The sequence below is a fragment of the Mesorhizobium sp. WSM4819 genome (genome assembly GCF_055811215.1).
Genome location: NZ_JBVVQO010000062.1, coordinates 1 through 24,481, shown reverse-complemented (window position 1 = coordinate 24,481; position 24,481 = coordinate 1). Strand labels below are relative to the sequence as shown.

General features: G+C 59.5%; 27 protein-coding genes and 1 pseudogene. 13 read left to right on the top strand and 15 right to left on the bottom strand.

Annotated features, from left to right (window positions below; all coding sequences use genetic code 11):
* Positions 1–83: 83 nt before the first annotated feature.
* Together AC0L18_RS31650 and AC0L18_RS31645 are read right to left on the bottom strand one after the other, a co-directional pair.
* Positions 84–383, bottom strand: a complete 300-nt coding sequence (locus tag AC0L18_RS31650; protein ID WP_473495635.1) for a DUF1236 domain-containing protein — start codon at positions 381–383, stop codon at positions 84–86.
* Between the two features lie 302 nt (positions 384–685).
* Positions 686–985 (bottom strand): DUF1236 domain-containing protein, encoded by a 300-nt coding sequence (locus tag AC0L18_RS31645; RefSeq protein WP_473495634.1) that lies wholly within the window; start codon positions 983–985, stop codon positions 686–688.
* Between the two features lie 354 nt (positions 986–1,339).
* On the opposite strand from AC0L18_RS31645, the gene AC0L18_RS31640 reads away from it, so the two are divergent.
* The 3 genes from AC0L18_RS31640 (at position 1,340) to AC0L18_RS31630 (ending at position 4,014) form a co-directional block, all read left to right on the top strand.
* Positions 1,340–1,660, top strand: coding sequence for a DUF3606 domain-containing protein (locus AC0L18_RS31640; protein ID WP_473495633.1), 321 nt, complete (start codon positions 1,340–1,342; stop codon positions 1,658–1,660).
* A 276-nt stretch (positions 1,661–1,936) separates the two neighbouring features.
* A complete protein-coding gene (locus AC0L18_RS31635) occupies positions 1,937–3,340 on the top strand; it encodes a sensor histidine kinase (protein ID WP_473495637.1) in 1,404 nt (467 codons plus the stop codon).
* Positions 3,340–4,014, top strand: a complete 675-nt coding sequence (locus AC0L18_RS31630; RefSeq protein ID WP_473495632.1) for a LuxR C-terminal-related transcriptional regulator — start codon at positions 3,340–3,342, stop codon at positions 4,012–4,014. The genes AC0L18_RS31635 and AC0L18_RS31630 overlap by 1 nt, the downstream gene beginning before the upstream one ends.
* Before the next feature lie 34 nt (positions 4,015–4,048).
* On the opposite strand, the gene AC0L18_RS31625 is transcribed toward AC0L18_RS31630, so the two are convergent.
* Positions 4,049–4,648 carry a hypothetical protein gene (locus tag AC0L18_RS31625; protein WP_473495631.1) on the bottom strand — a complete coding sequence of 200 codons (600 nt, stop codon included), beginning with the start codon at positions 4,646–4,648 and terminating at the stop codon, positions 4,049–4,051.
* Between the two features lie 833 nt (positions 4,649–5,481).
* A complete protein-coding gene (locus tag AC0L18_RS31620; RefSeq protein WP_473495630.1) occupies positions 5,482–6,219 on the bottom strand; it encodes a DUF1236 domain-containing protein in 738 nt (245 codons plus the stop codon).
* Between the two features lie 532 nt (positions 6,220–6,751).
* Between AC0L18_RS31620 and AC0L18_RS31615 the strand changes: the two genes are divergently transcribed.
* The 8 genes from AC0L18_RS31615 (at position 6,752) to AC0L18_RS31580 (ending at position 15,880) form a co-directional block, all read left to right on the top strand.
* Positions 6,752–7,054: a DUF982 domain-containing protein gene (locus tag AC0L18_RS31615; RefSeq protein ID WP_473495629.1), complete on the top strand. Its 303-nt coding sequence runs from the start codon at positions 6,752–6,754 to the stop codon at positions 7,052–7,054.
* 33 nt (positions 7,055–7,087) lie between these two features.
* Complete coding sequence (locus AC0L18_RS31610; protein WP_473495628.1) at positions 7,088–7,450, top strand: c-type cytochrome; 363 nt, start codon at positions 7,088–7,090, stop codon at positions 7,448–7,450.
* A 546-nt stretch (positions 7,451–7,996) separates the two neighbouring features.
* Positions 7,997–9,682: a sulfatase-like hydrolase/transferase gene (locus tag AC0L18_RS31605; RefSeq protein WP_473495627.1), complete on the top strand. Its 1,686-nt coding sequence runs from the start codon at positions 7,997–7,999 to the stop codon at positions 9,680–9,682.
* Between the two features lie 32 nt (positions 9,683–9,714).
* Entirely contained in the window at positions 9,715–10,539 is an 825-nt protein-coding gene (pssA, locus tag AC0L18_RS31600) for a CDP-diacylglycerol--serine O-phosphatidyltransferase (protein WP_473495626.1), read from the top strand.
* Positions 10,540–11,076: 537 nt separating this feature from the next.
* Entirely contained in the window at positions 11,077–11,550 is a 474-nt protein-coding gene (locus AC0L18_RS31595; RefSeq protein WP_473495625.1) for a (2Fe-2S)-binding protein, read from the top strand.
* Positions 11,551–11,561: 11 nt separating this feature from the next.
* Positions 11,562–13,808: a xanthine dehydrogenase family protein molybdopterin-binding subunit gene (locus AC0L18_RS31590; protein WP_473495624.1), complete on the top strand. Its 2,247-nt coding sequence runs from the start codon at positions 11,562–11,564 to the stop codon at positions 13,806–13,808.
* Between the two features lie 231 nt (positions 13,809–14,039).
* Entirely contained in the window at positions 14,040–14,933 is an 894-nt protein-coding gene (locus AC0L18_RS31585; protein WP_473495623.1) for a LysR family transcriptional regulator, read from the top strand.
* A 110-nt stretch (positions 14,934–15,043) separates the two neighbouring features.
* Positions 15,044–15,880 (top strand): SDR family NAD(P)-dependent oxidoreductase, encoded by an 837-nt coding sequence (locus AC0L18_RS31580; RefSeq protein WP_473495622.1) that lies wholly within the window; start codon positions 15,044–15,046, stop codon positions 15,878–15,880.
* A 189-nt stretch (positions 15,881–16,069) separates the two neighbouring features.
* Here AC0L18_RS31580 and AC0L18_RS31575 read toward each other — a convergent pair.
* Positions 16,070–16,423 (bottom strand): annotated as a pseudogene (locus AC0L18_RS31575) (L,D-transpeptidase); the annotation flags it as partial.
* Between AC0L18_RS31575 and AC0L18_RS31570 the strand changes: the two are divergent.
* On the top strand, positions 16,400–16,657 hold the full coding sequence (locus AC0L18_RS31570) for a WYL domain-containing protein (RefSeq protein ID WP_473495636.1): 258 nt from the start codon (positions 16,400–16,402) through the stop codon (positions 16,655–16,657). The pseudogene AC0L18_RS31575 and the gene AC0L18_RS31570 overlap by 24 nt on opposite strands.
* Before the next feature lie 233 nt (positions 16,658–16,890).
* Here the strand turns inward: AC0L18_RS31570 and AC0L18_RS31565 are convergent, their stop codons facing one another.
* The 9 genes from AC0L18_RS31565 to AC0L18_RS31525 all read right to left on the bottom strand — a co-directional run bounded on the left by AC0L18_RS31565 (position 16,891) and on the right by AC0L18_RS31525 (position 22,133).
* Positions 16,891–17,094 carry a hypothetical protein gene (locus AC0L18_RS31565; RefSeq protein ID WP_473495621.1) on the bottom strand — a complete coding sequence of 68 codons (204 nt, stop codon included), beginning with the start codon at positions 17,092–17,094 and terminating at the stop codon, positions 16,891–16,893.
* Between the two features lie 119 nt (positions 17,095–17,213).
* Positions 17,214–17,495, bottom strand: coding sequence for a hypothetical protein (locus AC0L18_RS31560; protein WP_473495620.1), 282 nt, complete (start codon positions 17,493–17,495; stop codon positions 17,214–17,216).
* 209 nt (positions 17,496–17,704) lie between these two features.
* Positions 17,705–18,043 carry a hypothetical protein gene (locus AC0L18_RS31555; protein ID WP_473495618.1) on the bottom strand — a complete coding sequence of 113 codons (339 nt, stop codon included), beginning with the start codon at positions 18,041–18,043 and terminating at the stop codon, positions 17,705–17,707.
* Positions 18,044–18,156: 113 nt separating this feature from the next.
* The gene (locus AC0L18_RS31550; RefSeq protein WP_473495617.1) at positions 18,157–18,603 is read right to left on the bottom strand and encodes a hypothetical protein; all 447 of its coding nucleotides are present in this window, start codon (positions 18,601–18,603) and stop codon (positions 18,157–18,159) included.
* Between the two features lie 92 nt (positions 18,604–18,695).
* Positions 18,696–19,019, bottom strand: a complete 324-nt coding sequence (locus AC0L18_RS31545; RefSeq protein ID WP_473495616.1) for a hypothetical protein — start codon at positions 19,017–19,019, stop codon at positions 18,696–18,698.
* The gene (locus tag AC0L18_RS31540) at positions 19,016–19,561 is read right to left on the bottom strand and encodes a hypothetical protein (protein ID WP_473495615.1); all 546 of its coding nucleotides are present in this window, start codon (positions 19,559–19,561) and stop codon (positions 19,016–19,018) included. Before AC0L18_RS31540 ends, AC0L18_RS31545 begins: the two co-directional genes overlap by 4 nt.
* Before the next feature lie 145 nt (positions 19,562–19,706).
* Positions 19,707–20,483 carry a hypothetical protein gene (locus AC0L18_RS31535; RefSeq protein WP_473495614.1) on the bottom strand — a complete coding sequence of 259 codons (777 nt, stop codon included), beginning with the start codon at positions 20,481–20,483 and terminating at the stop codon, positions 19,707–19,709.
* Positions 20,474–21,196, bottom strand: a complete 723-nt coding sequence (locus AC0L18_RS31530; protein WP_473495613.1) for a hypothetical protein — start codon at positions 21,194–21,196, stop codon at positions 20,474–20,476. Before AC0L18_RS31530 ends, AC0L18_RS31535 begins: the two co-directional genes overlap by 10 nt.
* A 238-nt stretch (positions 21,197–21,434) precedes the next feature.
* Positions 21,435–22,133, bottom strand: coding sequence for a recombinase family protein (locus AC0L18_RS31525; RefSeq protein WP_473495612.1), 699 nt, complete (start codon positions 22,131–22,133; stop codon positions 21,435–21,437).
* A 501-nt stretch (positions 22,134–22,634) separates the two neighbouring features.
* On the opposite strand from AC0L18_RS31525, the gene AC0L18_RS31520 reads away from it, so the two are divergent.
* Positions 22,635–22,856, top strand: a complete 222-nt coding sequence (locus tag AC0L18_RS31520; protein WP_473495611.1) for a hypothetical protein — start codon at positions 22,635–22,637, stop codon at positions 22,854–22,856.
* Between the two features lie 4 nt (positions 22,857–22,860).
* Here the strand turns inward: AC0L18_RS31520 and AC0L18_RS31515 are convergent, their stop codons facing one another.
* Positions 22,861–23,673: a nucleotidyltransferase domain-containing protein gene (locus AC0L18_RS31515; RefSeq protein WP_473495610.1), complete on the bottom strand. Its 813-nt coding sequence runs from the start codon at positions 23,671–23,673 to the stop codon at positions 22,861–22,863.
* Positions 23,674–24,481 lie beyond the last annotated feature (808 nt).

Genomic DNA, 24,481 nt, shown 5'->3' with positions numbered 1-24,481 from the left:
CCCCCCCCCCCCCCCCCCCCCCCCCCCCCCCCCCCCCCCCCCCCCCCCCCCCCCCCCCCCCCCCCCCCCCCCCCGCGTTCAGGTCACTGAATGATCTTGACGATCTTGCGTGTGCCGGGATCAACAAGAACGGTGCGATTGTCAACGACGACGTAGCGATACTCGACGTCGGGAACTTCGTGAAGCTCGACCGTCTCGGGTATCGTTGAACCGATATTGAGTTCCACGCCAGGGAGTTCCACGGATGCGAGCGGCTGCTTTTCCACATATTCCCTGATCACGGTCTCCTGTTCAGGCGCGATGATCACGTCCTGAGCGGCAACAGCGCCAACGCTGGCCAGCAGAAAAAGGCCCGCGGCTGCGGTGGAAAGATGCATTCTCATAACTGCCTCCTTTATGTCTGTGACTTGTAAGCCCATTTGCGCTGGACGGCATCAGGCAACGGCAAACGTTCCTTAGCTGGGCTTCGGTCCGATTCGGCAGGCCTTTGCGTAGGACCTAAGTCTGACGCGTCGCGCCCAAAGGACGATGCCGCGGGTTTCGGGGCGCCCCGACTGCACGCTTCAATTGCTATGAACCACGGGCGCTATGAAACCGTAGGCGCTATGAACCGTAGGCGACAGCGAAACGGCAAGAAGGCCCGCCGCGTCCAAGCGGCGAGCTTCTCCTCCCCAGGCCATTTCACTCAATCGATGATTTTAACGATCCTGCGTGTGCCTGGATCAACAACAACGGTCCGATTGTCGACGACGACGTAGCGATATTGGACGTCGGGAACCTCATGAAGCTCGACCGTCTCGGGCAGCGCCGAGCCGATATTGAGCTCCACGCCAAGCAGGTTCACCGAGGCGAGCGGCTGCTTTTTCACATACTCCCTGATGACGGTCTCCTGTTCGGGCTGGATGATCACGTCCTGGGCAGCCACGGCGCCGACACTTGCCAGCAGCAGAAATCCTGCGGCTGCAGTGGAAAGATGCATTCTCATAAGTTTTTCCTTCCTAATGAGCTGTCTTGCGCTGGGACGCATCTTCGTCGCGCCAAGCTCGCCTTCAACAACGAGACAGCTGCAAACGTTCCGCGGCTGGGCTTCGGTCCGACCAGAGACGCCGTGCCGTTGGACCTAAGTCTGAATTGTCGTGCGCAAAGGGCGACGATGGCGTGTGGCCCGGAACCACGACTGCCAGCACTCGTTGCTCGCCGTGCGTCACGGGAGGAATCGATGGAGAATAGTGTTCACCAAGCCCGCTGGCTACTTGCACCGGTCTTCGCTGTCTCCATTGCCTTCCTGGCAATTGGAATAGTCGTCAGCTGACGAAGGACCGACTTGACGATGTGGCTGATGGACGAAGATATCTGCGCAGCTAAGTCCCTTCCTGCGCCGATAAGGGACCACCCGCCATTCCTCGATTTGGCGGGTGGTCCCTCGTTTGCGTCCAATGTTCAAACGAGCTTCAGTGGGAAAACGGAAATGGACGACAACAACAAAGATCGATTGTTTCTCGACCGCGACCGCCTGTCGGTGGACCAGTATTACGAGGTGGAGCATTTCGCGCGAGAAAATGGCGTTTCGCCCAGCCAGGTCAGCAGGCTGATCAAAAAGAACGGCAACGATCGGATGACCCTTACGCAAGCGGTGAGAGCATTGCGCGACCGGAAGTGAAAGTACGCAGCACCTTCCTCCGCTGCCAGGGGCGACAGGTGCCGGTAGCACGTGGTTGAGGCGTCATATTTGCTGCCTCGCTCAACCATGGCAGTGGCGCTTGCGCAAAAAACCGCAAGGTTGCGGTTTTCGTCCAGCCTGCAAGCCCTAAGTTCCCTTGTTATTGATCGGTGCAGATCAAAGATGGCGTCACTTAGCGTCGTTCGACGACAGATTGGCTGGTTCTCTCGAATCGTGCCGCTGGCGCGACGCGCCGCCGACCGGGCCGGTGGAGATATGGCGCCATACAGACCGACAAGATTGCTCGATCGGTGGAATGCACTGTCGCTGGCCACTCAGTTTCTGCTCGCCGGCGGGCTGTTTTCGCTGTCGGCGATGATCGTGGTTGGAATGTCCGTGACAAGCCAGATTGAAGCCGCGGTCACCCGGAACTCGGCCGCCTCTACCGCTCTTTACGTCGACAGCGTCATCGCGCCGCTGCTTCCCGACATGCGCAGGAGCGAGATGCTGGACGAGAGCGTTGCGCACGCGCTGGATGAAACGCTGGGCCAAGGCGCGCTCGGCAAAAGGCTCGAATCGTTCAAGCTATGGCGCCGCGATGGCACCATCCTCTATTCAACCAACAAAAATCTGGTCGGGAAGCGCTTTCCACTCAGCGACAATCTCCGGGCCGCATTCGCCGGCGACATGGTTGCTGAAATGGACAGGCACTACGATAACCAGGCTGAGAGGGACAGCGGCCTGCATCTTCTTGAAATCTATAATCCGATGCTTCAGCCATGGTCGGGCGAAGTCGTGGCTGTTTTGGAATTCGACGAGATCGCCACCGATTTTGAAAAGGATCTCCGGCAGGCACTCGTTCGGACCTGGTTCGATGTCGCAGCCGTCACCGCGGTTTTTTTCCTCGGTCTTTCGGTGATCGTTTTTCGTGGCAGCCGCACGATTCGTTCGCAGAGCCGCTCCTTGAAGCAGCGCATTGCCGAACTTTCCGTCCTGGTTGCTCAAAACAGAATGTTGAGGCTGCGGGTGCAACGTGCTTCGCAGCGCGCCACGGCACTTAACGAGCGTTACCTCAGGCGGATCGGCGCGGACCTGCACGACGGGCCGGCGCAACTGGTTGCCCTCGCTGCGCTAGGGATTGACAGCCCCGTGCTAGCCGATCCTGCCACGCCGGCTGCGGCGCGCGCACGGGAATTGCAGGTGGTCAAAGCGAATCTGGACGATGCGATGCGAGAAATCAGGAATGTCAGCAAGGGTCTTATGCTGCCGCATGTCGAGAATGCCGAGTTGACGGAAATCCTCGAGCTTGCCGTGCGAGCGCACGAAGAGCGGACCGGCGTCAAAGTGATGCTGTCCATGACCGGGAGCCACACACCCTTGTCGCCAGCGGCCAAGATCTGCATCTTTCGCTTCATTCAGGAGGCGCTGAACAACGGCTTTCACCATGCCGGGGGTGCCGATCAATCGGTCGCGAAACATTTCGACGGGGAGCGCGTTTCTATCGAGGTTTCCGACACCGGCCCAGGTTTCGACCCGAAGATCATCCATCCTGAACGGCTGGGGCTCATCGGGCTGCGTGAGCGGGTAGAAAGCCTCGGCGGCCAATTTGATGTAACATCTTCACAGAATGGCACGGTGGTGAAAATGGTTCTCAACACAGTCGAAATAGGACAGGCGTGATGGCAGCGGCCATAAAGCTCGCCATTGTCGACGACCATCCGCTGTTCAGGGAAGGCGTTGTGCGCACCCTCGAGCAGATCGGCGGGTTCGAGATCGTTGCCCAAGGCAGCAGTAGAGATGACGCCTTGCGGATATCGGAAGACCAGCAGCTCGATATTCTGCTGATGGACATCTCGGTGCCTGGAGGGGGCCTCAGCGCAGTCGAGCCGGCCCTGGAGCGGCACCCGGATCTGAAAATCGTGATGCTGACCGTTTCGGAGGAAAACCAGCACGTCGTGACCGCCTTGCAGAGCGGGGCAAGAGGCTATGTCCTAAAAGGTGTCGGATCGAGAACCCTGGCCGCCATACTGCGCACGGTGGCGATGGGCGAACGGTATGTTTGTCCGCAATTGTCGGCGCGCGTGTTGGTCGACCTGTCCAGCCAACCAACCGCGATCGAGAAACCCGACGTTCTGGCCGAACTCACCAGTCGCGAAAGAGAGATCCTGACGCTCGTTGCCGCGGGATTGAGCAACAAGCGGATCGGTCTTCAGCTGAACCTGCACGAGAAAACCATAAAGCATCACATGACGCGGATTCTGGCCAAGCTCAATGTGAGCAACCGCACCGAAGCCGCGATGACATTGCGCGACGCGACCGAGCATCAGCATCCGCCTGTCCGCGATCCTGCATGAAGCAAGACAGCCTTGCGGCCTGTGGAACGCGCCATCACTCGATCATCCGGAGCAGTCTTGCCCGATCGGATTTCTTTGCCTGCCGCCGAATGATGGTGCGGCCCATGGCATCGCGCATCTCGTAATGGCCGCCGTCGATGCGCTCGCTCAGCCCGTTGGAATGCACCACACCCACGCTTGCCCCGCGCACCTCGATCCGGTCTCCAGTGGTCACGTTAATATACGTCTTGGGCTTGTTGCCAGGATTTAGCGCGGTAGCCGGATTTGTCAGGGGAGTGACGTTCAGTGCTTTTGTTTCGTTCGCATTGCCGTTCGGGTCCGTGGCCTGTGGGGCTGCGGCATTTCCAGGGTCTGTGGCATTTCCAGGGTCTGTGGCATTTCCAGGAGCGTTTCCAGAGTTGCCGGGGCTTTCAGTGTCTCCTGAGTTGCCGGAGCCAGAGTTGCCGGAGCCAGAGTTGCCGGAGCCGGAGTTGCCGGAGCCAGAGTTGCCGGAGCCGGAGTTGCCGGAATCAGAGTTGCCGGAGTCTGAGTTCCCAGCGTTCCCAGAGTTCCCTTGTGCCCAGGCGGCCTGTGGGCTTAGCGTCAGGGACAGGCCGTCCTGTGCCACACGGTAGGGGCTGACGACGAGAACCAAGGCTGATGCGCTCAGGCAGATGGCGACGCGAAGCCCTCGAAGAGATTTGAGACTGCGCTGCGATTGAGGCCGGGCAGGCCGCGCACCGGCGAGAACTCTTGTCTCACAATGCTTCGGGCGCTGCGGCCGTATTGCGTCTGTGATCAATGAATTTGCCAATAGCACGCCAGAATATCCTTTTACCGTCACGCCCTATGTTGCATCTCTGCCTATTTCGAATTCGCCCAAGTCAATCCTTCGCCCAAGCCAATCTTCTGAACTGCACCGATTTATCAGGCTTTCGCCATCATCGGGCTGTGTCAAGACCCACCAGTCTCAAGGGGGAGAACCGGTGGGTCTCGCTGGCGCAGGAAGGGACTCATGACTGCGCGAGTGCGTTGCTTTCATCGGTGGACCTCATCAGCCGATGAAAAGCCCGACGGCGGCGACCCCGAACACCAGGCCAAATACCGGAAAAAGCAGCCAACGTGCCTGGTGAATGCTGGGGTCCATTGCAGCCTCCTGTCACGGTGTCGGCATCGCAACGACGCCTGCAGGAACTCGGTTCCTACAAACTCCCCCATTTCAGGCTTTTGCCATAGCGGTCCCGGACCAAAGCACTGCCTGGGTCAGCCCATGGTCGGCAAGCGGCCAGACCGAAGTCCTAGCTCAGGCCTTTTGAGCAGGGAGGACGAGATGTAATCCAGGTGGGAAGCGGCTGGAAGGAACCTCGCAGAAAGCCTGTCAGTTTGAACAGGCGTAATAGCCGTGCCTTCGGTGGCAGAGACTTGTCGATGCAGACGAGGGGTCCGCCGTGGGGGCAGCGGACCCCTCGATTAACCCGAACTAGGGCGTCAGGTCAGAATAAGGACGATCTTGAATGTATCCGGGTCGACGATGACGATACGGCCATCGGCCAACACGAAATACTGGTACTCTTCGTAAGCCGGGACGATCTCGATGATTCGCCGTGGCAGAGGACGCAGTTCAACCCTCTGCCGCGGAACCTCGACACCGACTGAGATGTCAAAGTCGACGTCGGCAACCGGTTCGACCTTTTCCTGCTTGAGGATCTGGGTGACTTGCGTTTTCTGCTCAACAGTCACATTGCTGATCGCGCCGGTCTCCGTCTCATCCTGTGACTGAGTAGTGCCCCGAGTCTGCTGCTCGGTGGCAGTACCGGCCTCGCCCTGGGTCTGCTGCTCGGTCTGGGTCTTGGCCTTGTCCTGCGCCTGTTGCTCGGTGGTGGCGCCGGCCTCGCCCTGGGTCTGCTGCTCGGTCTGGGTCTTGGCCTTGTCCTGCGCCTGTTGCTCGGTTGTGGCGCCAGCCTCGCCCTGGGTCTGCTGCTCAGTGGTTACGCCGGCTTTACCCTGGGCTTGCTCGTCGGTCTGCATCTTCGCCTTGCCTTGAGCCTGCTCCTCGGTGGTGGCGCCGGCCTTACCCTGTTCGCCCATCGCACCTTCCGGGCAACCGGCCGAGCCGGCCGGGCAGTCGGTGCCGGACTGGCTTTGGGCCGGCTGCTGTTCCTGAGCGAATGCTGCGCCACAGCCAACGCCTAGGGCCAGCATACTGGTGATCAGAACTTTTTTCACGAGACGTCTCCTTCGAAAAGTCTGTCCCTTCATGGGGAAAACCACCTCTGGAATGTTTTGTTCCAGGCGAATTGACCGGGCGCGGAAGCCGCGTCCAGGCGCGCGCCGGACTGAGCCAGCAAGCGCGCCGAATAGGCAGTGTCCTTGTTCCAGCAGAGGCGCGGGCTCTCCGTTCGGCCCACTCTTCCAACTGGCGGTTGGTAGACGCCGGGCAGCCGGCACGCGAATGATTTTTCTCGGTCCGCGCGCACCGGGCACATTCTCAGCCCCCAAGCCGTGCTTGGTGACCGGTTGATCGCCCCGTCGCACCTGCGGGTACGGCGGACTTTTTTGCCTGCGCCAGCCTGTGAGGCTGGAACACTGTCCTGCGACGAAAGTTTAGTGCCAGCAGCGTAGTATTGTCCCCTCATATAATGCTGCGAGATCGGTAGCTCCGGTCAGCCCGCGTCTTCTCCCCGAGGGCGCGGGCTTTCTGCTGTTGTCCAGGCTTTCCGGCATGACGAATGCTGCCGACGGCCTTTGCGAGGTTCTAATGAACGACAGGACTTTCGACCGGCCTGTTTTCGTCAGGAAAGGGGAGTTCATGGTGGAGGAAATCGAATGCTTGGCCGATGCTTTCGAGTTCCTGCAGGAATGGCCCAACAATCGCCGAGGGCCAATCTTTGACACGGCGTTCCGCGCCTGCCAGCGCGCCTATGATGGCCAGGTTCCCATTTCCGTTGCACGCGAGGCTTTCGCCAGCTTCGCGAGATCGGCCAAAATCCTCGAGGACGCCTCTGCAGCTATGCCCTGGATGACGGCACAGAAAACCGGTCGCGGTGGCGTGACGGCGTAACCGATGTAGCTGCCTAAAGCGCGTCGCGTTGGAATGGACCCATGCGACGCATGCGGCTCGCTTAGGGTTTTTGAAAGTATGCATGCCGTCTTGGAGGGAGATGCTGCGCTGGGGCAAAGGGCGTTTCAACGCTGCTCAGGCTGTCATTCAACCGCCGACCGGAAAAAAGCCGGCCCCGGCCTCGGCGGTATTGTCGGACGGCCGGCCGGATCTATGGAGGGGTACCGTTATTCGAAAGCCCTGAAGTCGTCCGGATTGGTATGGGACGAGGCAACGCTGGACCGGTTTCTAGCGGCGCCCGGCGAGGTTGTTCCGAAAGCGACGATGACGATGGCCGTGTCCAAGCCTGAGGACCGACAGAATATTGTCGCATACCTGAAGTCCTTGTCGCAGTAGACTCGAATTTGCATCCCGGAATGCGGGCATCGTTTTCGAACCCGCCCGCCGCCATGCGCCGGCCTCCAACCCTGAGCACACGTGCAGTCTCTGCGACCTGCGGCAACGGACCCGCTTTGTTCTGACGTCCACCCCAACATGGCCAGGTGCTTTTCGAAGGTGAGCGGTGTTCGACGCCGCGCACGCCCGCTTCGTTCCAGACTTTGAACCGTAATGTCTTCGCCTACATGATTCCGTCCGCACGTGGTCCGTCAGAGAGGCGTCCGAGGACGTCGCGCAGGAATCCTGTTCCCCATCGGGCTGATGCTAGGCCTGCTTCTACTCCCTTTGCTTGGTGCATGGCTTATAGGCACCGCCTTTCTGCTGTCCGACAACGTCATCTATCTGTCATATTGTGAACTTCCCGAAAACTTAGCCGACGATAGACTCCCCGCCTGAACACCCCAAAGCGTGGCCAATGCTGAGCGACTGGGAAGGGGGGAGGGAATGGGGAGGCAAGGCGGTCTCAATGCGACAAGGGGGGCACTTCTTGCCCTGAAATGCGCGTTGCTGCTCGCAGTGATCCTCCTCACCAATCATGGCTTTATCGACCGCATCCGTTTGCTCATTGACGATCAGCGCCAGCTGACCTTGATGATCTTCAGCATCATCTGGGTCATCTCTGTGTTGGCAGTGTTGGCCGCTGCCTTTCATCCCAACTGGATCATTCGGCTCCTGTGGGCCGTCCCCCTCGCGATATCAAGCGCCGCAGCCTATGGCTATTACCTTGTCCAAGGGTCCGAGTTCTTCATCTTCGACGTTCTCAATTTCTGGACGGTCCGTCACGAGGCTCACAGGGCGTCCGAATTTTATTCCAACGCGATTTGGTGGTCGGTCGCTGTCGCGATATTGGGTGTTGTCGCAATGGCCATGCCCCCCTCCCTTCCGCCACTGGCGACACGCAAGACCAGATACTGGTCACCACTAGTGCCCATGTTGCCGATCGTCCTCATTGCGGGCGTGGTTATTTATCGAGAGGGCAAAGGTTCAGAAGCGTTGCCGAAGCAGTTCTCGCCGCTGTCCCTGGCAGCGATCGCTGCTTACAAGTTGAACAGTGGAACGTTCCCGGAGCGGGAAATCGTATCCATGACACCGGAACGAAAACAGGCGCGGGCTATCGTGCTGCTGGTCGACGAAAGCATTCGGTCCGACTTCGTAAGTCTTGAGCCCCGTAACCCAGTCACTCCGCAACTGGCCGAACTCAGAAGCCGATTGATTGATTTTGGCCCCGCTGTGTCCGGCTCAAATTGCTCTCTTCAATCGAACGCATTGCTTCGCTTCATGGCCTATCCTCGAGATCTAATCCAGTCAGTCAAGGCGAGCCCGACAGTTTGGCAGTATGCAAAGAGGGCAGGTTATCGCACCGTGTTCATAGACGCCCAGGCAGGTTTCGTCACCGTCTATGGCAAACTGCAAAACTACATGACGCCCGCCGAAGCGATTTCGATCGACCGATTCTACAAGTTGGACAATGCAATTCGAACGCATGATCTCGACGATGAACTCGTTAATATTGTGCTCAAGGAAATGAGCGTCGGCGATCCTGTTTTTATATACGCGAACAAGAATGGCGCGCATTTTCCATACAGTGACGGGTCGCCTGCGGAGTTTGCATCCGACGCCGGCACCTCAGGGACGCTTCAATCCTATGCAAACGCGGTGCGCTGGTCGACAGACCGCACTTTGTCTCGTTTGATCGATGGGGCCGACTGGAGGGACGCAACGATGATTTACACGTCGGACCATGGACAAAATTTCAGCGTCGGCCGTCTCACGCACTGCAGTTCATATACGAATGTAGACCCGAACGAAGCCATAGTTCCAATGTTGGTTTCAACCGGGGATGAGGAGCTTCGGGCCCGCTTTGAGAAAGTCGCCAAGCAATATCCGAACATGGCCACTCATTTTGCGATAGCGCCAACGCTGTTGGAGTTGATGGGGTACCGACCATCCGAAATATCGGCTCGATACGAAAGCTCCCTCCTTCACGGCCTTACATCGCAGCTTCAGTTCGTAACAGACGATATCCTCGGATTGTTCTCCAATCGTCCCGCTTGGCACTCCGTCGATCCAACGATTCAAAAGGGTCGCCAGCGGCTTGACCTCCTGGTTACGCTGACGAACTCGCTTCCGAATATTTGCGAGGGCGGCATTGGCTGCGTCGCAGGTCCGGAACCAATCTCGAGCGAATAGCAGGGGATGGCAGAGAAAAAGGAAGATCGACAATGGCGAAAGAACGCAAGTCGGCTGACGCGGCATTGAACGACAGCAAGAACACGCTATCGGATGGCCGCAAAACACATTCTCGACTTGTCCAGCAGATACCCAATGCCATAACAGCGCTGGCGCTTTGCTCGGGCTTGGCTTCCGTTCGCTTCTCGATCGAAAACGAGTTCGAATTCGCACTGTTGGCGATCGTCGTGGCAGCAGTGCTCGACGGTCTTGATGGCCGTCTGGCGAGGCGGTTGCATGCGTCGTCACAGTTCGGAGCCGAATTTGACAGTCTTGCGGATTTTCTTAGCTTCGGCGTAGCGCCGATCGTCCTGCTTTTCTTTTGGGGCGAGGCATTGATGACCGGCCCGTTCAGCCTGTGCCTAATGGCATTCGCTCTTGCTTCGGCCGCGCGCCTGGCGCGCTTCAATGCGCAGTCAAATTCGGCAGCAGCGGCATGGCAGAAAGCGTATTTCACTGGGATGCCGACACCGGCCGCTGCCCTAACGGTTTTGTTGCCCATATCGCTGGCTCCGCCGACACCTGCAACTGTTCAGATTGCGGGGCTGCACGCAGCTCTGATCGCTTTCTTGATGGTTTCGACGATCCCGACTTTTTCCGGGAAGAAGTGGGCTTGCCAAGTCCCCAAGTGGATGATGATCGCGTTGTTCTTAGCAGTCGCAGGGCTAGTTGCGGCCGTCGTGCTCTACCCCAGCGAGTTTCTGGTTGTTCTGACTGTCCTTTATCTCGCCTCCATTCCGATCAGCTGGATCAGTTTCCGTCATGATGAGAAAATTCACGACGAAATCGATGTCGAAACCGCTCGCGTAGTGGAATGACATCTGGAAGCCTTGATGGCTGTCCAGGTCCCGGCTCGGGCAGGCAGCAACTACCTCGCGGCAACGGCCGCCTCCCACCTATGGCGACCTTCCGAACGTCTGCAACGAGCAGGGCCGCGCCGCTCTTCCCCGATCTGTGAGGACGGTCTCGGGCGGGTACCAAGCGTTCGATTCAATCCACTCTAGCCGGGTTTATGCACAGCGCTGAACGTTTGGCGGCCTAGGTGTTGATCTTCCGAAGCGGAAGCAGCAGTCCTTTTCAGGGCCGTTCGCCGCAACTGGCGCATCTACTGCTTTTCGATCCCCGTGAACGGCAACGCCGGCGCTGACCGCGCAAACGCGGACGTGCCTCGCCTGTGTGACGCATTCAGAAACCACGCTTCTAAGGTCATGCAAATTGCGCAGTCTAATCCAGCATCGCCCGGCGAGCTAGCTTTAGCGCTAGCCACCAGATTGCCAATGTCTCAGTCGGCCGGGAAGCCCCAGGCCGCTTGGGAAACCTGTTCGGGTGGAGCAACCCAGGAGAACCTACCGGCCATGATCTCACTGAATATCAACGGGCGAGAGCACGAGATTGACGTTGACCCCGAAACCCCGATCCTTTGGGTCCTGCGTGACACGCTGGGAATGAGCGGCACCAAATTCGGCTGCGGCGCAGCGCTCTGTGGCGCCTGTACGGTGCATCTGGATGGCGAGGCAATCCGCTCGTGCAGCACACCGGTTTCCGCCGTTGAAAGCGGCAAGATCACCACGATTGAAAAGACAACCGACGGCACCGACCGTGTCGGCGCGGCTGTCCACGCTGCATGGGTCAGGCACGACGTGGCACAATGCGGCTACTGTCAGAGCGGCCAGATCATGAGCGCGACGGCCTTGCTCGCGTCGCTGTCGCCCGGAGCGCAGCCGACCGCCGAAGAGATCGACTCCGCCATGGCCGGAAACATCTGCCGCTGTGGAACCTATGCCCGTATCCGCGCCGCTATAGCCGACGCCGCCAGCACCCTCGTCTGAAGGAGACGCATATGTTCCCCAACATGGATCACAAAGAGCTGCCGCGTGCGCTGCAACACATCATGGAACGGGGCCGTTCAACGACGGTCCGGGCGATGCCACGCCGCAGCTTTCTCAAGCTGGCGGGGACCCTCGGCCTGGCTGTCGGCATTTTCCCTGATTTGGCAGTCGCGCAGTCGTCCGAGGCCGATGAGGCGGCAGCCAGTCTGAAGCCGACCGAGCGGCCCTCTGCATTTGTCCACATCGCGCCCAATGGAGAGGTTACGGTCACAATCAACCGGCTGGAGTTCGGTCAAGGCGTCCAAACGGCATTGCCCATGATCCTTGCCGAAGAACTCGATGCGGACTGGAACCTGGTGCGCAGCCAACTCGGCACCAATGACATCGCCTATGTCGATCCGCTCTTCGGCATGCACCTTACCGGCGGTTCGAACACAATCAAGAACAGCTTTACGCAGTATCGCGAACTGGGTGCTCGTGTTCGCGCCATGCTGCTGGCGGCCGCTGCGACCCGCTGGAACGTGGAGGCGTCCACTCTGCGAACCGAGGCCGGCGCGGTTCTGGCCTCCGATGGCCGCAAGCTCGGTTATGGAGAGCTTGCCGAGGCGGCCATGGCCTTGCCGGTGCCGCAGAAGATTGCGCTGAAGGATCCCAAGTATTTCCGCATCATCGGCCAGCCCACCCGGCGTTTGGACGCTCAAGCCAAGAGCAGCGGCCAACAGAGTTTTGGCATCGACTTCAAGCTGCCGGGACAGTTGACGGCCGTGGTGGCTCGTCCTCCCGTCTTCGGAGCCAAGATAGCCACCCTGGACGACAGCGCAGCCCGCGCCGTCAAGGGCGTGAAGGGCGTCCTGCGCGTGCCGCTGGATCGCGGTGCCGAGGGCGTGGCCGTCGTGGCCGACGGATATTGGCAGGCGTCTCAGGGCCGCGATGCCCTCAAGGTGGAGTGGGACACATCTGCCGTCGAAAAGGTCGATAGCGAACGGCAACTCGCGCACTATCGCGAGATGGCCACTCGCCCTGGCCCGCGCCAGTTCGATTGCGACATGGTGCCATTGGAAACGGCGCCGCTGAAGCTCGAAGCTGAGTTCGTATTCCCGTATCTCGCCCACGCGGCGATGGAACCGCTGAACTGCACGGTACGGCTTGCCGATGATCGTGCCGAGATCTGGATGGGAAGCCAAAGTGCCGGACCCGATGCCGCCGCTGCCGCAGCCGTGCTCGGCCTCAAGCCGGAACAGGTCGTGCTTAAAGTGCAGATGTCGGGCGGCGGCTTCGGTCGGCGCTTTTCCAGCACCTGCGACACCGTGGTCGAGGCCTGCGAAATAGCCAAGGCCGCCAGGTCGGCGGGGCTGAATGCACCGATCCGTACGCTTTGGAGCCGCGAGGACGATATGAGGGGCGGCTACTACCGTCCATTGCACCTGCACCGCGCCCGCATCGGCTTTGACAAAAAGGGCAAGGTGCTGGCCTGGGATCACAGCATCGTCGGCCAGTCGATACTTACCGGAACCGTGTTCGAGCAGTTCATGGTGAAGAACGGCATCGACGCCGCCACGACGGAGGGCATGCGGGCTCCCTATCCGCTTCCAATGCGGCTGACCGTGCATCATCCCAAGGACAACGTGCCGGTTCTGTGGTGGCGCAGCGTCGGCTCCACCCATACGGCTTATGTGATGGAGACCCTGCTCGACGATATAGCGCGTGCAACCGACCAAGACCCTGTAGCCTACCGCATGCAGCTCTTCGGCGATCAGCACATCCGCCATCGTGACGCATTGCAGCTGGCCGTCGACAAGAGCGGGTACGGCAAGATGCAATTGTCCGAGGGGCGGGCCTGGGGTGTGGCGGTGCACGAGTCCTTCAGCTCAGTGGTCGCTTACGTGGTGGAAGCCTCTGTTGCCGATGGACAGCCTAAACTGCATCGGGTCACGGCCGGGGTTCACTGCAATCTGGCCGTCAACCCTCTGACCGTGGAGGCGCAGGTACAGGGCGCGGCGATCATGGGCTTGTCGATGTGCTTGGCAGGCTCTGCAATAACGCTCAAGGACGGCGTCGTCGAGCAAAGCAACTTCAGTGACTATACGGTGGCGCGCATCACGGACGTGCCGGAATTCGACATCCACATCGTGCCTAGCGCCGAACCGCCCACAGGCATGGGCGAGCCCGGCTTGCCGCCATTGGCGCCGGCATTTGCCAACGCAATAGCACGGCTCACGGGAAAACCGCTGCGTCAATTGCCGTTCAATCTGACGTAGCCGTTTTTACGCCAGACCGCTTCTGCTCGCTGCTTGTTGTTCCGGCAGCGAGCAAGGCAGATAACGCCTTGTCGGCGCTCGGCTGCCATCGGGGCGTTCGGAATCCGCGCAGTACCAGGCAGTCCGGAATGCCGACTCGTGCCGTCGGGGTTGCGCGGAGCATAAATATGACGAGACAGGCATGCTGATTATCCGCCATGATCCTCATGGATACAGAAATGAGGTTTATAGGTGAGAAAAGGCGACTTCAGCGAATGGGCTGTGTTTATCGCGGTTGCCGAGGAGGGGAGTTTTACACGCGCGGCCGCGAAGCTCGGCCTCTCCCAATCCGCGCTCAGCTATGCGGTGCGCATGCTCGAACAACGGATCAGTGTGCGGTTGATCTCGCGAACGACGCGCAGCCTGTCGCTGACCGAGGCAGGCGAAAGGCTGCTTGTCAGCCTGCGGCCGGCATTCGACCATATCGACAGTGAAATTGCTGCGCTCACCGCGCTTCGCGACAAGCCTGCAGGCACGATCCGCATCACCACGTTCCGGCATGCCGCCCAAACTGTCCTGTGGCCCGTATTGTCGAAACTGCTGCAGAATTATCCCGACATTACGGTTGAGGTCCATGTCGATGAAGGTCTCACCGACATTGTCGCAGAGCGCTTCGACGCCGGTATCCGCATGGGTGAACAGGTGCAAAAGGACATGGTTGCGGTCCGCATCAGCCCAGACGTCAGGATGGCAGTCGTGGGATCCCCGGCCTACTTTGCCAATCGTCCCGCCCCGCAGACACCCCGCGACTTGAGCGAACACCGATGCGCAAGCTATCGCCAGAACACCGGGGGCGGCCTTTATGCCTGGGAGTTCGAACAGGACGGTGTCGAACTTGAGGTCCGGGTCGATGGACCGGTTATTTTCAACGACAACGAGATGCTCTTGCATGCCGCGGTCGATGGCTTGTGTTTAGTGTACACGTTCGAAAACCAGATATCCCAGCATGTTGCGGACGGCCGCCTGGTCCGGGTACTGGAAGACTGGTGCCCGCCATATTCGGGCTACCACCTCTATTATCCAAGCCGGCGGCAGCATACTGCCGCCTTCACGCTTCTGGTCGACGCCCTCCGATACAGGGGCTAAGGGCGGCCGACCATTGATCAATCTGATTTCTAACTTCATGCCGATTATGCCGTCTAATCGGCCGGCGCGCCATCACCTAACTTCCTGATCATCGAAAACAGGAGTTGGATATGAGCAAAGTCTGGTTCATCACAGGGGCTGGCAGCGGCATCGGCGCCGAAACCGCCAGGGCGGCACTGGGAGCAGGCGATCGGGTGGTCTCCACCGGCCGCAATCTCGACAAGATGAGTAACGCCCTGCGTGGCGTCGCCAGCGACAGACTTGCGGTCGTCCAGTTGGACGTGGTCGATGCAATCCAGGCCAAGGCGGCCGTCGACAAGGCGATGGCGGCGTTTGGCCGCATCGACGTTCTGGTCAACAATGCCGGTTACAGCCTGCTCGGCAATTTCGAAGAGTTGACCAACGCTGAAATCGATGCGCTGATTTCGACCAATCTGCACGGCGTGGTTCACGTCATGCGCGCGGTCATTCCGGTCATGCGCAAGCAGCGCTCAGGACACGTAATCAACGTCAGTTCGCTGGCCGGAATCATCGGCTTCAAGCATTGCGGGGCCTATAGCGCCGCCAAGTTCGCCGTCGAAGGCCTTTCGCAGTCGGTGGCTCAGGAAGTCGCTCAATTCGGCATCAGGGTCACAGCCGTCGCGCCGGGCTTTTTCCGCACCGACCTCCTCGATGATCAGAACGCCAGGTACGGCAGCAGCACCATCGACGACTATGCTGCAGAAGGCAGCGCCAAAGCCATGTGGTCCGGCTACAACGGCAAGCAGCAGGGTGACCCCGCCAAGCTTGGCGACGCCCTTGTGAAAATTGCCGGCATGGCAAATCCGCCTAAGCAGTTCCTGGCCGGTAGCGACGCCGTTATGGCGACAAGGGCGGCGCTTGAGGCAAGGCTTGAGGAAATTCAAGCATTCGAGGACTTGTCCAATTCGACAGATGGGTCTTTCTAGCCCGGCTGGATCAGAGCCCGGAGAGCAGGCCACGCTGGGATCGAACAGGCCCGACGTCAATCCTTGCCAGCATCGAACAATATCGAGGAGACGAAACCGCCCCCGGAGCACTTTCGGAGGCCGGGTCGCATCAGCTTGACGCTCTCCGAGGGCCAGATGAGTTCACCCTTACGGAGCCAATTGCTTCCGCTATGCCAGCGATGGACTCGCCGGGAGCACAACCACCTTCGTTCCGACCGGAACGCGCCGATGGAGATCGATAATGTCCTGATTGAGCAGGCGGACGCAGCCGGACGACACCATCGTTCCGATCGTCCACGGCTCGACCGTGCCGTGAAGCCGGTAATAGGTGTCTTGGCCGTCTCGGTAGAGATAGAGCGCCCGAGGGCCAGGCGGGTTTCCACTACCTCCCGGCAGCCCGTCACTCAAAGGCCCGTAGCGCTCAGGTTCCCGGGCGATCATGTTGTCGGTGGGGCGCCATCCCGGCCATTCGGCCTTGCGTGCAATGGTGGCTTCGCCTTGAAAATTGAAGGCTTCCTGCTTCTGGTCTCTGACCGAGACTTCAACGGTGCAGCAACGGAACGCATCATTTGGCCGATCTCGCTGGGGCTTGTCGAGAACCAGTGTTACGTCGCCGGTTGGTGCGAACTGCGGCAGGATTTCCGGACGTTCGTATTGATCGCATTGACATGCCAATATCCGACCCGAGCGCTATGCAGGCCGTCGGCAGGATCTTGTCAAGAAATGGCGGTCGCAGGTCGCCGACGAAGGCACTGAACATGCCAGCACGTAGTCCGCCGACATCGCAGCTCGCGGACAATCGCAAGCTGGCGCGCGGTACCGCATTCTAGCGTAGAAAGGGCGATGGCTCCCCGGGCCGGACAAGTTCGACAAATCGTACCGGGAGCAAAAGTGCCAGAAATTCCTTTGTTTCCAAGTAGTTGGTGTGACCACTTCCCCAAAGCGTCAACCGCCTTGGTGTATCTCAAGGGGTAGCAGCGGTGTATCTCTTAGTCAAGCGTCGTAACAGCAGTGTGAGCGCCCATCCTGTCCTCGACGTACCACTGCAGGACCGTCCATGGATCGTCCTCCAGTTCCACCGCCGCCGCATAGGCCTGACCCTCGCCGAAGGTTTCGCGGACATCATCAAGGTGTCGCTTGAGCCATGCCGCCAAATCAGCTTCGAGGTTGGGGAAATCAATCTTCGTCCGCATTGGGCTTATTCTCTCGTGCCGGGATTGGCGATTGACGGCCTACAGGTTGCTGCCGTCACATGACAAACGACTAATATTCATCCTTCAAAAGGGATGATCCCGGCTGCGGGTAGAATGCCTCATAGCTGGGCCGGGAACGCTCGGTACTTCACAACCCGCAACCCGGTCACGTCGCTTTCCGTCACATCGATCCCTGCCCATGCACCGATGGTGCGGTCTCGCTTCCACACCGGCATTCCCCCACGGGTCACATGAACGTGGTCGTGAGGGTCGACCCCTCGCTTGACCAGTTCCCGACACAGGACCGGAACCGGGTCCTTGCGCGTCGTGGTCGTCTCGATTTCCTCGCCCCGAAAGATGGTGGCGGCAGTGAATGATCCTGTCATTTCAATACGTAGCATCTGCTCCTTTGCTATGTGCAGTTTTGCCCGCTGAGGGGCGTTTGTCTCTGGATGGTAGATTGTACCGGCGAGGCTGCGAACGCGCTCTGGCGGTCCTACCGCACACCGTTCTGACCGTGTTTGATGAAAGACCCGGAGAGGGCTTTGAGCTTGGGGCAATGGGTTCACCTGGGTGGCGACCTGACCCTCTCCGGGAAAGCGGGGTGGTGTTATATGCCTAGGTCGAGACGCATCTTTGCAGCGGCCCGGGCATGGTCGATAAGAGCTTGCCAGTTGCCTTCGACCACAGCGCGGCGGAAGGCTGGCAGCTCGGCGTCGTCGATGTGCTCCATCCATTGGTCCATCGACAATCCGACAGGCTTCAACACTTGACGCTCGACCTGGACCGCTGCTGCTGCCTGCACAATCGCGGCTTCCACCTCATCGATACCGGCTGCTGCGTGGTCAATCTCACCTGTCTCGAGGTATGAGGCAATCGAGGCTTCCCGAACCTCTTGGGTCTGGTTCTGGTTCCATCGGTCAATGGCTCTGTCGGCACCCTCGATCAACTGAGCCTCGACCTTCTCTTTCCGTTCCTCCTCGGTCAGGTCTTCGTCGCTTTCGTCGTTCTGCTCGCCAGCGTCCGACCCCTCGGCGTTATGAGGGGCCGGATTGTCTTGGCTTAACGAGCCTTCTGAAAAGACCCCGGAGCCTTGTAGCCATGTTGCGCCAGAGCCTCGGCCAAAGCCTTCTGGTATGAGGCGGCATCCCATTGGCCGTATGTCACCATGTCGCGAGCCTGCTGGCCGCTGATCTCAATGCCGTTGAACCGAACCGGCGTCGAGGCGGCCACCTCGGGCGGCGCGATCATGCCAACGCTCTGCGATGAGACGAAGCGGTTGTTGCTGAAGCCGTTCCTCTGAGCCCACAGCTGCTGGTTGTTCTGGACGGACAATTCTGTCGCCCGCTCGATCTCGGCCTTGATGGCTTCCTGTTTGGCTGCCTCAGCGAGGGCGTCTGCCTTGGCTTGGTTGGCTGCCTGCTCTGCCTCCCTTGCGCGGGTCATGGCTTGCCCGAGTACGGTCTGATCAGGGATGTATTTGCTGGGATCGTCCTGGTAGTCGTTCATGTGATGTCCTTTCAAATGGTCGTAGTGAGCGCCCTCGCTGCGTCATTGCGGCGAGGTGCGGGTAGGTTTGGCGATGGTGGGTGTTTAGAACCTCAGCGGCGCGGCTGTAGGCCGTAACTGTGGTCCGGTGGGGTCAGACTGCGGTCGGCCTCTGGGGGCGCTGTGGCGGGGGCTGGGGTGTCCTTGCGGGGGCGCATGTACAGCTCGGCCATTCGCCTCATCAAGTTGCCGGCTTCAAGCTCAGCGTAGCCGTAGACGGCGTAGCATCGCCCCGCGACAATTAGGGCGTCAGAGATGCCGGAAAGACGATCCAGTTCGGACGGCTCGCCTTCTTCCAGCTTGCCTAGGGCGTCGACAATGGCGAGGGCTTGTTCTCGGGTCGGCCACTCGGCGAGGGTGGGGAGAAACTGCCTCACATTCCCTCCCGCATGTGCTGCATCAAGGGGGTCCTCGGGTGAGCTTTGGCGGTCCCGAAGCGAAAGAGGTGGTCGAGGTGCTGGCCACCATCACGCCCGTCATCGTACCGGCCAAAGTCCCGGTTAGCGTCCCACCTCGGGCCGATCCAAGCCAGCGACTTGCGGACTAGGCCGAACTGGTCGCGTTTTGCCTGACCGAGCCGCTTCCACGCGAACTGGTTGTAGTGGATGGCAACACCCTGCTCACGCCGCTTCTCGCGCCGATCTGCCGCAGCCTTGATGGAATTGGTGCGGGCCTGTTTGGTTCGGAAGGAGAGTTTGGCATTGGGGATGTTGCGATAGCCGGGAGCGTTGACAAGGTCCTGTTTCCAGTCGACGCGGTCGCCCTGAGTTGCCCGCAGCGCTGTCTTGTTCTGCCTCTTGGCGGTGGCTGTGGCGATGACAAGGGCGCTGTCGACATCGTCGTGGTCATGGTCATCAGGCGGTGCCTGTCGCTCGTGCAGGAACAAAGCCCTGTCGAACGGTCGATGGTCGTCGGTCATTTCATGCGGTTTCCTTTCTCTGGGTGCTGGTCATTTCTGGTAATTCATCAGGGGGATGTCACGAAACAATACCCCTCAAAGCCTTGCCGGATATGGTTTGCGTCGCTCTAATATGGCACATTGGCGAAATGACCACACACCGCCGTCAGGCTCCTTTCCGGTGCAGCATCTTGGCCAACCTGTCGACCTCCTGCCGAAGCGTCTTGAGGGTCCGTGTGTGGTCGATCAATCTGATCAAACGGCTGACCTCAGCAACCGCCTCAGCCGCCTTCCGACCCCTCATCGTGTCCACGTTGAACTCGCCTTTGACCGGCCCGGCGGGTTCATCTTCCGCTGCCGTCTGGTCAGCCTTTAAGATGGCCTTCAGGGTGTTCGGCGCGTATTTCGCAAGGTGGCGGCTGACGGTCTCGTGGTGCATGCCGCCAAGGTCACGGCCGATTTCCCTGAGGGTCTTGAACGGGCCATTAGCCCGCCCGCCGCGTGGCCCTGGGTGTCGATGCTGGAGGGCCTTGACGTAATATCGGAGCGATGCCGCCTTCTCCGCATTGGTCAGCCTCAGGCCCGGCGTCAGGTTCGCCTTTAGGGCAAGCCAGCACATCTCGTCGACATCACCCGGCTTCTCCATGAAGACCTGTTCAGCCTCGATCAGGGTCTTGCCAAGCGACCTTGCTGCCGTCACCCGGTGCCAACCGTCCACGACTATGTAGACCGCAGCGATCCCCGCTGATCCCTTCTGCTTATAGACCTTGATCGGAGGGAACCCGCGCACGACAGGCCCATCTGTCGGATCATAGGCGACCATGTTCGCTCGGTATTCCTTGACCGTCTCCGGGTAGGTCTTCGCCCTGATCTGGGTCGTTTCATCCATCTGGATGTCGACCAGTGGGATCGTCAGGACGTTGCCCTGGGTGATTATTGGCATGCGTGTTCGCTATTCATCATTATGTCCTGTCGCTTTGAAAAGGGGGAGACACCGCTCGCAAGGCCGCTGGCCAGCCTGACCCATTCTTCAAGCTGAGTGGTGGTGAGATGCTTGATAACGGCGCGGGCCTTGGCTTCGGCTTTGGAGCGTTCCGGGTCTACTGGCTCCCGTCGCACTTTGTCGCGTATACGCGAACAGGCTTCGCCGGTGTCGTTGCTGGTGTCCATGACAACCTCGAAGTTCCAAACGATCACCGGGCCGCGGTTCTCATTCTTCCGTGCATTAAGCTCCTGCGCGGTAGTCTTGCCGTCAGCAATTGCCATGAACTCCCATGCGCGGGTTCGTCCGATCTGGCAGTGATCCGCTAGGAACTTAGACCAAGCCGCCGTCTTGCCTCCAACGGGCGCACTGCTATCAACTCGCTTCTTGGCTTCGATCAGGTAAAGGCCGGCAGACCTGTACAAGTTATCCGCCTTCTCCATGCACTTGTCAGCCCGAACGATACGCTCATGAGCTTCTTTGCCGAGTTGTTCGAGACTTTCGTTTGCGAAGTCCATGCTAGGCAGCTCCTTTTCTGATGATGATGATGATGATGATGATGATGATGATGATGCCAGCAGTTCACCTGTCGCCTCGAAATACACAGACGAGCAGACGAGCAAGCGAACATTCTCCAGCTCGCATCTCACCAAAGCCGCGCCGTCAAGCGCCACGTCCACGCCCCGGAAAGGAGGCAAAACAGGGCAACGGATAGTCGCAACAGGGGTGAACTCTGCGGCGCGGCTTGGGAGAAATGCGGTTGGATAACGCTAGTGTGGTCCCTATGGGATTTAGGCCGATTTCGGCTTCGTAGCGCTAGTGGTCACCCTAGGGATTTAGGCCAATTTGGTTTCATAGGTGCTAGTGGTGTCCCTATTGGATTTGGCGGCCATTTCGTTTCATAGTGCTAGTCTAGTCCCTATGGGATTTGGCGGCCATTTCGGTTGGGGCATCTATCAGCCGCTGCACCTGAGACGCTGAGAACGGCTGCCCGTTCGCGGTCGTGTGGCCCATCTGCGCAAGCTCCGCAGCGATTTCCCGCAGGCTCCTTGGCTTGCCCGTCTTGGGGCTCTTGCGGCGCAACCGCTTCGCTTCCTTGATCAACTCAGGGCTAGACACGCGATAGCCGTGGTTGCCTTCCACGCGCCTTCCAGCTTCCTTAGAAGCCCGGTCACGAGCGCCCCTGAGCTTCGCCACAAGCTGCGCCTTCTCAAACTCAGCCACCGCCCCGAGTATCTGCCGCACCATGGCTGCCGTGGGTGTGTCGTTTGTGAAGCTGTCGGGCGCGTCGACAGGTACCAACTCATAGCCAAGCCCCTTTAGCAGCTCGTGCCCGGCTATCTGCACCGCGAGGTCACGCGCGAACCGGCTGGCGTTCTCGATCAGGATCACCCTCGCGCCATTGCCGGCCATGTACTCAAGGAGGTCTTGGAAGCCTGGGCGCGTGTCGATCGGGTCAGCCCCGCTCACTGCCGCATCATGAAACTCCCGGACCACCGTGATGCCGTGCCGATTGGCGTACTCCTCAATCGCCTGCCGCTGTCTCGGTGCGCTGTCGCCGTCGACATTCGACTTTGAAGAGGTCCTTAGGTAGCTAACTGCCGTGAGCATTCTCTGGGGTCCTATCCCTTGTTGTACAAGCCATTGGGCTCGTTATCTGTACCTTGTACTTGAGAATTAGGTACAAAGTCAAGGTCCGATCATTGCCGCCCCAGCCCCGGTCCCCGGCGCATCGGCCGCTCTCGTCAACCGTCGCATTCGGTTTCGTAGGCTAGTAGGCAGGGTATCCCCCGCTAAGATTTCCGGGAGTCCCGGAAAAGTTCAGCAGCGCCCTGTTCCTACCGTCGAGTAGCCATTTGCCCAGCCACACCAACGAACGGCTCTGGCGCGTCAACCGCACGGCAAGGCGAGGCTGTCTAGGATTGCCTGAGGTGGCTGTGACGAGAACCGAGGGGGCATGGGGGGATCTGCGCGCTGCCGTATATCTGATTGGTCGCTCAGAAATTTCTACCAAACATTCCGACCCGTTTCTTCGTACGATTCCGTACATTGATTTCTTCCCGCAAAGTGCACCACATAGTAACTTGGGTCAGTGACCGGGGAGACCCTCGGGTGGACGTTAAGACGAACGGCGGGCGCACAGTCGAGGACCTTGTTCGGGAGGTCATCATCGAGGCAGCCCCATACGGCGGAATCGTCTCCGTTAAGTCCACGATAGCAGCGGTGCGCGAAGACGGTCCCCATTGGGAAGTGACCGACTGTGATCTGATCGAGTTTATCGTGCAAGCGGCTCCGGCATATGGGCGCGCGGTAGCCTTCGACGTTCGCGAATGATCCTCTACTCGATTGCCTCCAAGGCCGTGATGTCGTTTTCGACAGGCCGGGAAAGCTGGAACTTCTCATGCAATGCCAGCACCTGGTTCCGATACATCTGCACGAGCGAGCGCAGGGCCGCCAATATGGCATCGCCTTCGCATGGACAATAAGAAGAACTGAGGGCATTGAGAACATCGCCACTCGCCCGCCTGTCGAACTTTGCGATGACAGCCGTTTCAGGGGTTCGATCATGCAGCCAGTCGTCGGCCTGCATCATGTGGTGGCGCATCTCGTCAAGGAGCGTCTGCGCGTAGAATAGCTCACCGCGCATTGCCCGCCGATACGTTTCATGTGCTGCCGCCAGCCCTTTGCTGATTGAAAAGTCTACGTCGTCCTCTTCAACCGTGAACGGCAATCCTTGCGATTGCTTCACAAGGTCAGCAACGATGCCCTGAGGATCGTGCAAAATCTTGATCGGCAGGCGATACCACGGCGAGGGCGTCAGCACGGCCGCATCGTAGTAGAATATGTCAATCTTCCCGAACGGCTGAAAATGCGACACGCAGTGCTGCGCGTTCGGAAGCCATTCGTTGAAGAGGAAGCCCGGCCATTGCTTTGGAATTTGCCGGCGCTGCTCCACAAAGTGCGCGTGCCTTTCAGACTTTACGACGATGCGCAGGTCGATATCGGAGTAGGCATCGGTACTCCCGGCTGCCATCGACCCGCCCAGGAAAATACCTAGAACATCACGGTCTGCCTTGAAGCAACCAAGCGCGGTGGCAAGAAGGTCGTTTCTCGCCTTTTCGAGATCGTCTTTTGTGATCCGCGCCTTCATAGAAACAGACTAACGGGGCTTGAACCGTCCGCAAGGGGCGATCTTGCCGGTTCCCGGAGGTCACAGAGGGTCTGGATCAACTGGAAGATCGCGCCAGCAGATGAGCTTGGCCCGCCGCAGGCGACCTTTCTTTGACCACTGCGCTCGTTTCGCGCTCAGAAATTTCTCCGAAAACATTCCTGACCCCTAATGCAACCATTCCGTGACCTGCAAGTTGCGGCAGGGCGGGGTAGGGACATGCAGACATGGCAAAGCGTGAAAAGGCTGGGCTACCCCCCCCCCCCACTTGCCGAGGCCATTCGGCAGTTCATCAGCGTTGAGGACAATCGTCATCACGTACACAAGCTGCTTGGGCTGGAGGTCGAACAGGAACTGACGCCAACTCTGGCATCATTGCTTGGGGCGATCGGAAAGGCCGGTCGGGACGAAACTCCATAGCTGCCCTTACGGGTCCTGCTAAGGGAAAGCCCGCCGCCGTTGAGGGACTAGCGACGGGCCTACAGCGGCTGTGCTTCCACGGAGAACTGACCGCCGCAATTCTAAACCCGGGCGGCCCTACATCGTTCCTCTTCCCGCTCTAAATTACCCACCATGGCAACCCTCTGGTTCTCCCCTCCGGTGTTCGTGAAGACCGAGCTGGTCGGTGTCAGCTATGCCTGCAACAATGTCCGAGGTGCATCCGAGCAGCTTCTGAAGTGGAACAAGCGTGGCCCTAAGTGGCACCGAGCGTCGAGTTGTGTGCGTCAAGTTCTGCAAAAATGGCGTGGCATTCAGCGGTGACGTTGGCGTGTCCGCCGCGCAGCCCCCG